This window comes from Cnuella takakiae (assembly GCF_001953305.1).
Taxonomy (GTDB): Bacteria; Bacteroidota; Bacteroidia; order Chitinophagales; family Chitinophagaceae; genus Flavisolibacter; species Flavisolibacter takakiae.
This window is the reverse complement of sequence record NZ_MTFE01000010.1, coordinates 172,075-178,074: the sequence shown is the minus strand read 5'-3', so window position 1 is coordinate 178,074 and position 6,000 is coordinate 172,075. Positions and strand designations below refer to the sequence as shown.

General features: G+C 54.6%; 4 protein-coding genes and 1 pseudogene. All 5 read left to right on the top strand.

Annotation, left to right across the window (positions count from 1 at the left end; translation table 11 throughout):
• Positions 1 to 418: pseudogene (locus BUE76_RS25035) on the top strand (glycoside hydrolase family 2); the annotation flags it as partial.
• Between the two features lie 218 nt (positions 419 to 636).
• Positions 637 to 2,988 (top strand): glycoside hydrolase family 95 protein, encoded by a 2,352-nt coding sequence (locus tag BUE76_RS01195; protein WP_143157165.1) that lies wholly within the window; start codon positions 637 to 639, stop codon positions 2,986 to 2,988.
• A 417-nt stretch (positions 2,989 to 3,405) separates the two neighbouring features.
• Positions 3,406 to 4,374: a helix-turn-helix transcriptional regulator gene (locus tag BUE76_RS01190; protein ID WP_073039331.1), complete on the top strand. Its 969-nt coding sequence runs from the start codon at positions 3,406 to 3,408 to the stop codon at positions 4,372 to 4,374.
• A gap of 46 nt (positions 4,375 to 4,420) precedes the next feature.
• Complete coding sequence (locus BUE76_RS01185) at positions 4,421 to 4,939, top strand: DinB family protein (RefSeq protein WP_073039330.1); 519 nt, start codon at positions 4,421 to 4,423, stop codon at positions 4,937 to 4,939.
• A 218-nt stretch (positions 4,940 to 5,157) separates the two neighbouring features.
• Positions 5,158 to 5,736, top strand: coding sequence for a GNAT family N-acetyltransferase (locus BUE76_RS01180; RefSeq protein WP_073039329.1), 579 nt, complete (start codon positions 5,158 to 5,160; stop codon positions 5,734 to 5,736).
• Positions 5,737 to 6,000: the final 264 nt, after the last annotated feature.

Below are 6,000 nucleotides of genomic sequence, written 5' to 3'. Positions count from 1 at the left end.
GCCCTATGCCCCGGGAACCCTGAAAGCCGTTTCCTACAAAGACGGGAATGTGGTGGTGACCAAAGAAGTAAAGACCGCCGGTGCACCTGCCCGGCTGGTACTGAAAGCGGACCGTAAAGTGATCAAGGCCGATGGTGCAGACCTGTCGTTTGTGACCATTGATGTGACCGATGGGAACGGTGTGCTGGCGCCCCGTGCCAACAACCTGGTTAAGTTCACTATCAGCGGTGCAGGCACCATTGCCGCTGTGGACAATGGCAGCCCTGTAAGTATGGAATCGTTCAAAGGGGAACAACATGCTGCCATGAACGGCAAGGCCCTTTGCATCGTGCAATCCAATGGCAGGAAAGGGCCGATCACCTTGACGGCCACCGCCGAAGGCATGCAGCCGGTGGTGTTGCAGCTACAAGCCCAATAGCTTATTGCACTACAGCATAAACTTTTAGTATTGAAAAATGGCAAGCAATCGTTACACGGGTCTGTTTCTACAGTGCCCGTTTTTTTATGCTTGTATAAACCACGGAGGCACATACGACAGGGAGTAACACAGCATATGCATCACTCTTTGCGCCCTTGCTCCTTTGCGTCTTTGCGTGAAAAATTCCGCCGTAGTTTCAGGCACCCGCTAACAGCCCAATGAACCAAAGAACTTTTACCATGTATTTCAAAAGAACCGGTACGATACCCCGCAAGAACAGCCTTGTATCAATCCTCGCTCTGTTCCTTTTTGCAACCACCCTTTTTGCCCAAACCGGTAAAGACCTGGAACTCTGGTACCAGCATCCTGCCGGCAGCTGGAACGAAGCACTGCCTGTGGGCAACGGCCGGCTGGGGGCCATGGTGTTTGGCGGTATCGCATCCGAGCGGTTACAGCTGAATGAAGAAAGCATCTGGTCGGGCAGGCCGGAAGATTTTGTGCACCCGGAAGCAAAAGCCGCCCTGCCGCAGGTAAGGAAGCTGTTGTTTGCAGGGCAGTATGCAGCAGCGCAGAAGCTGGCCGAGGAAAAGATGATGGGCCCACGCAAAAGCGGCAGCTCCTACCAGACCCTGGGCGACCTCCTGCTGGATTTTGTGCTACCCAACGGCGAGCTGCAGGGCTACCGCCGCGAGCTGGACCTCGAAACTGCCATTGCCCGGGTGCAGTACCGGGTGGGTAATGTGGGTTTCCAGCGGGAAATCTTCTCCAGTGCACCGGCAAAGGCACTGGTGGTACGCCTCACGGCAGACAAGAAGGGTGCGCTCAACTTCAGCGTGGGTATGCGCCGGTCGGGTAATAAGGCTGCCATTGATGTTGCGGGGCAAACCATAACGCTGAGCGAGCATGTAGGCAATGGGGTAGGGGTGCGGCTGGTGTCGAAGGTGCAGGTGATCGCCGAAGGAGGCACCATCAATCCTGTGGCGGGTAAACTGCAGGTAACCAAGGCTGATGCGGTGACCCTGTTGCTGACCGCTGCTACCGACTACTGGGGCAAGGACCCGCAAGCCACGGCTGACCAGGAATTGCAGGCCGCCGCACAACAAACCTATGCCGACCTGAAGCAGGCGCATATAGCGGATTACCAACGGTATTTCAAGAGGGTAGACCTGGACCTGGGTACCAACAACAGTACCCTTTTTCCTATGGATGCCCGTATTGCCGCCCTGCAGCAGGGCAACGAAGACCCGCAGCTGCTGGAGCTGTATTACCAGTTTGGCCGCTACCTGCTCATCAGCAGCTCGAGGCCGGGCGGGCTGCCTGCCAACCTGCAGGGCATCTGGGCCGATGGCCTCAACCCACCCTGGGATGCCGACTACCACATCAACATCAATATCCAGATGAACTACTGGCCCGCCGAGGTTGCCAACCTGTCGGAGCTGCACCAGCCCTTTCTGGACTTCCTGAATGCCCTGCGTGCAGACGGCCGCAAAACGGCCCGCGACATGTACGGGTTGAAAGGAACGGTAGCGCATTTTACCACCGATGCCTGGCATTTTACCGAAACCTATGGCAAGCCCCAGTGGGCGATGTGGCCCATGGGAATGGCCTGGAGTGCCCGCCACCTGTGGGAGCACTACCAGTTTACCGCCGATAAGGACTACCTGGCAAAGCAGGCCTATCCTGCCCTGAAGGAAGCGGCAGAATTTTGTATGGCCTGGCTTACCCCGAACCCGGCAACGGGGCACCTGGTATCGGGCCCGTCCATTTCGCCGGAGAATACTTTTACCGCTCCCGATGGCTCCGTGGCCACCATGGTGATGGGCCCTACCATGGACCATATGATCATCCGCGAGCTGCTGGGCAATACTTTGGCGGCCGCCCGGGTGCTCAATATGGATAAGGCTTTTCAAAAACAACTGGAGCAAACTTCTGCCCGCCTGGCACCCACCAAAATAGGCAGTGATGGCCGCATCATGGAATGGACTGAAGAATTCAAAGAACCAGAACCTGGCCACCGGCACATCTCGCATCTCTATGGGCTGCATCCCGGCAACGAGATCAACCGCCAAACACCTGAGTTACTGGCAGCTGCCCGCAAAACCATCGACCACCGCCTGGCCAATGGCGGCGGCCATACAGGCTGGAGCCGTGCCTGGATCGTCAACTTTTTTGCCCGCCTGCAGGATGGCGATGCCGCCTACCAGAACCTGGTAGCCCTGTTGCAAAAATCTACCCTGCCCAACCTGCTCGACAACCACCCGCCCTTCCAGATCGATGGCAATTTTGGCGCAACGGCGGGCATTTCCGAAATGCTGCTGCAAAGCCATGCGGGGGAGATCGAACTGCTGCCTGCAATGCCCAAAGCCTGGCAACAGGGATATATCCACGGCATTGTGGCCCGGGGTGGCTTTGAGGTAGATATCGATTGGGAAGGGGGAAAGCTGAAAGGGGTAAAACTGTTGTCCCGGAATGGCGGTACCTGCAAACTGCGGTATGGCAACCAGGTGGTGGAGCTAAATACGGAGAAGGGCGGCACTTACCGGTTGGGTAGGCAGCTGCAAAAGCTGTGATGGGTAAGATGGTGCGAGATAGGTAAACAGGGAAAAGGCAAAAGCAAATAGCGGGATGCTTGTGTATAGGGGAGGTGCCGATATGCTTCAGTATAACAGCTTCCTCAAACTCTGTCATGCCGAACTTGTTTCGGCATCCCCTTTAATACACAGGTACTCCAAAGATTCAAGGAGATCCAGACATGCTTCGGCATGACAGTGTTCGCGGGTTCTGTCGTCCAGGCGTAGGCCGGGATCTCCTGCCGCTTTCGGAGTATACCTGGATAAAAGGACCTGCCCAAACAAATACAGCATCATACGCTGTTATAGCGCCCTACCCAATCATTTATATCCTTATTACACAAGCGGTACCCTTTTTTACCTGTAACTTTTGACTTTTGCCTGATTCCATCTCCCTCAACCAAGACCTGATTATTTATGAACCGCATCGACCGGCTCAACGCCATCCTGATACAGCTGCAAACCAAGCGGAAAATAAAGGCGCAGGAAATTGCCGATAAGTTCGGCATCAGCCTGCGCACGGTGTACCGCGATGTAAAGGCCTTGGAAGCCGCCGGTGTGCCGGTGATCGGCGAGGCGGGCAGCGGCTACCAGCTGATGGAAGGCTACCGCCTGCCGCCGGTACAGTTCTGCCGCGAAGAGGCGGCGGCCCTGCTCACCGCGGGCAAGCTGATCCACTCGATGGCCGACAAACAGGTGGCAAGGCAGTACCATTCGGCGCTGGACAAAATAAAGGCGGTGCTCCGCATGACTGAAAAAGACCTGCTGGAGCAGATCGAAAACCATATTGCCGTGCTGCCCTATACCCATCCGCAATACCAGAAGCCCGATGAACTGCACCTCTCCACCATCCTGGATGCCATCGGGCAAACCAAGGTGCTGGAGATGCACTACCATTCCATTGGCAAACGGGAAAGGCTGCAGCGCTCCGTAGAGCCCATTGGTATTTACTACCAGAGCGGGCAGTGGTACCTGCTGGGCTACTGCCGGATGCGTATGGACTACCGGGTATTCCGTACCGATCGGATTGAGCAATTGATGTTATCGGACCATCATTTTACCCCCAGCCACCCGCCCTTGCAGCAGTTGCTGGATACCACCATGCACCAGGCCGACCTCAAACAGGTGGTGATGGATGTGGAGCCCGACTCGGCGCAGTACCTGGGTACGCAGAAATACTACAACGGTTTTGTGCGGGAGGAGCCACACGAAGGAAAGCTGCGCATGACCTTTCTTACGGCCTCCTTTTGCGGCTTTGCCCGCTGGTACCTCATGTTTGGCGACCGGGCCACCATCGTATCGCCACAAGCCCTCAAAGACGAAGTGGCTGCCCTGCTGGAAAAAATTGCACAAAAAGTGGAACCTTTTGAAACCCTGCTGACATAGGGCTGTCACTACCCCTTTGTTGCTTTGTAGTACAAAGCCAAGCAACATGACACTGATCGAATTTTTCAAAAAGCAGTACGAGGAAGAAGGCGCCATCACCCGCAAGTTTCTGGCCCTGGTAAAAGAAGACGATTTCGGTTTTAAACCCCATCCCCGCAGCATGGTGATGAAAGAACTGGTAAAGCACCTTGCCGATTTGCCCGGCTGGATCCACCTGGTGCTCACCACCGAGGAACTGGACTTCGAAAATGCTTATGTTCAACCCGAAATCAAGGACAGCGAGGATATGATGGCTTATTTCGAACAACGCTACCAGGAAGGCCTTTCGATGCTGGTGCCCGAAAACGAGGCGCAAATGCAACTGCCCTGGACCTTGCGCAACGGCGACATTGTTTACTGGACCGACCTCAAGATGGAAATGATCCGCACCTCGCTGAGCCAGCAGATCCACCACCGGGCACAACTGGGTGTGTACCTGCGCCTGTTGGATATTCCCATCCCCGGCAGTTATGGTCCCAGCGCCGATGAGAATGAATTTGCGGCGATGGAAGCGGCGGCAGCGTAAACACCACTAAGCTTCTTTTTAAATGCTGACTCCTGTATTTCCATTGTTGGGTATGCAGGGGCCAGCATTTTTGTATCAACTACCCTGCTGTTTGCTGTTGTTTGCTCGTTGGAAAAATGGAATGGCTTAAGTGTGTAAAACCCGTTGTGGTCTGTCGTCCGTTGTCTGTGGTCTATGCACTTGTATCTTTAGCCATCACAAGGGTGCATACTTCAACCATGACCAGAGCCATACTGCAGGACAAAACAGCCGTTGTGGCATTGCTTTCCAAAGCGTTTCACGACAACCAAAGCGTTAACTACATCATTCAGCAGGATGAACGCAGGTTGTTGCGGATACAGGCCCTGATGGACTATTCCTTCGAGCTTTGCTTCCGGTATGGTGCCGTACTGTGGTCGGAGCAAAGGGATGCCTGTGCCCTGCTGCTTTTCCCCGATAGGAAAAAGACCAGCCTGCAATCGGTTTTGCTGGACCTGCAGCTGGCAGTAAAATCCATCGGTGTCCGGAACATACGTAAAGTGCTGCAGCGGGAAGCTTATATCAAAAGCCAGCATCCGGGCGAGGCATTTGCCTACCTGTGGTTTATTGGGGTGGAACCTGCCCGACAGGGCCAGGGTTGTGGAAGCGCCCTGGTGGAGGCCCTGATTACCTGGTGCGCCCGGCAAGGGCGGAACATCTACCTGGAAACTTCCACCCCACGCAACCTGCCTTTTTACCAAAAGATGGGCTTTCACAATTACCACCATACCGACCGGTTTGGATACCCCTTGTATTTTTTCAGGCATACCAGTAAATAAGGGCGGCGAACAGCAGTTCTTGGAAAAAATAATCCCTTCGGTGAGGAAGGGATTTCTCAGCTCCAATGAGCTTGTGTTTTCATGTGAACCGGCCTGGGCTGGTCTTCAAAAGGATACGGGAAAAAACGGGTTGGGTTGCGGCCTTTTCATTGGAAACTGGATGGAAGTTCCGGCGCTGATCCGCCTGCCTTCCGGGAACAAAATTGCCCCAATATTAAAAGGCGTATTAATGCATTCGGTCAAACCGCAACAATTTTAGGTAAA